This window comes from Kineococcus indalonis, assembly GCF_009906395.1.
GTDB lineage: Bacteria > Actinomycetota > Actinomycetes > Actinomycetales > Kineococcaceae > Kineococcus > Kineococcus indalonis.
The window spans coordinates 1-1,318 of record NZ_JAAALM010000773.1 but is presented as its reverse complement, the minus strand read 5'-3'; the positions used below and the strand labels follow the sequence as shown (position 1 = coordinate 1,318).

At 71.4% G+C, this 1,318-nt stretch carries 2 protein-coding genes; both read left to right on the top strand.

What is annotated here, in order from left to right:
* Positions 1-60: 60 nt before the first annotated feature.
* On the top strand, positions 61-855 hold the full coding sequence (locus GTR00_RS21015; protein WP_323132656.1) for a carbohydrate ABC transporter permease: 795 nt from the start codon (positions 61-63) through the stop codon (positions 853-855).
* Positions 856-891: 36 nt separating this feature from the next.
* Positions 892-1,318: ThuA domain-containing protein (locus tag GTR00_RS21010; protein WP_323132655.1), on the top strand; the 427-nt coding region annotated here is incomplete at its 3' end.

Below are 1,318 nucleotides of genomic sequence, written 5' to 3'. Positions count from 1 at the left end.
CGATCGCGGTGTGCAGCGGGCGTCGCGGGGCCCGGCAGGGTCCGGGCCCCGCGACGCCCGCTGCACACCGCGATCGGGGTCCTCATCGTCGCGTTCATGCTGTTCCCGCTGTACTGGATGCTGAACGTCTCCCTGCAGCCGGCCGGCAACGCCGTCGCCACGCCGTGGCTGCCGCTGGACTTCAGCCTGCGCGGGTACGAGCTGGCGATCGAGCAGCAGGGCCGCAACCTCACCACGAGCCTGGTCGTCAGCATCGGCTCGGTGGTGTTCAGCCTGCTGGTGGCCACCCCGGCCGCCTACGCCATGGCGCACTTCCGGTTCGGGCGGTGGGCCGAGGCGATCCTCTTCGGGGTCCTCATCACGCAGATGGTCCCCAGCATCGTCGTCGCCAACGCCCTCTACAGCCTCTACAGCGACCTGGGGATGCTCAACAGCGTGCCCGGCCTGGTCCTGGCCGACTCCAGCTCGGGCATCCCCTTCTCGATCCTGCTGCTGCGGGCCTTCATGCGCGGCATCCCGACCTCCGTCATCGAGGCCGCCTACGTCGACGGCGCCGGGCACGTGCGGGCCTTCGTCTCCGTCGTGCTGCCGATGAGCCGCAACGCGCTCATCACCGCCGGGCTGTTCACCTTCCTGTTCGCCTGGGGCGACTTCCTCTACGCCCTGACGCTCACCACGACCGAGACCGTGCGCCCGGTCACCCTGGGCCTGTACACCTACGTCGGCAGCTTCGTGCGGGACTGGTCCCCGATCATGGCCACGGCCGTGATGTCGTCGCTGCCCGCCATCGCCCTGCTCGTCCTGGCCCAGCGCTACGTCGCCGCGGGCCTGGCGGGCGGGTCCGTCAAGTCCTGAGGGACGCCGAACCACCACGAGTCCCGAGGAGGACCTGTGAGCAACCCCGTCCGCGTCACCGTCTGGGGCGAGAACCGCCACGAGCAGCTCGAGCCGGAGGTCGCCGCCCGCTACCCCGACGGCATGCACGGCGCGATCGCCCAGGGCATCGAGGAGAACCTCGGCGAGCGCGCCGTCGTGCGCACCGCCACCCTCGACGAGCCCGAGCACGGCCTCACCGAGGAGGTGCTGCGCGGGACCGACGTCCTCACCTGGTGGGGGCACGCCGCCCACGGCGAGGTCTCCGACGAGGTCGCCGAGCGCGTGCAGCGGCACGTCCTGGCCGGCATGGGCCTGATCGTGCTGCACTCCGGGCACTGGTCGAAGGTGTTCACCCGGCTCATGGGCACCTCCTGCACGCTGCGCTGGCGCGCCGAGCACGACCGCGAGCTGGTGTGGACGGTGGACCCCACCCACCCCATCG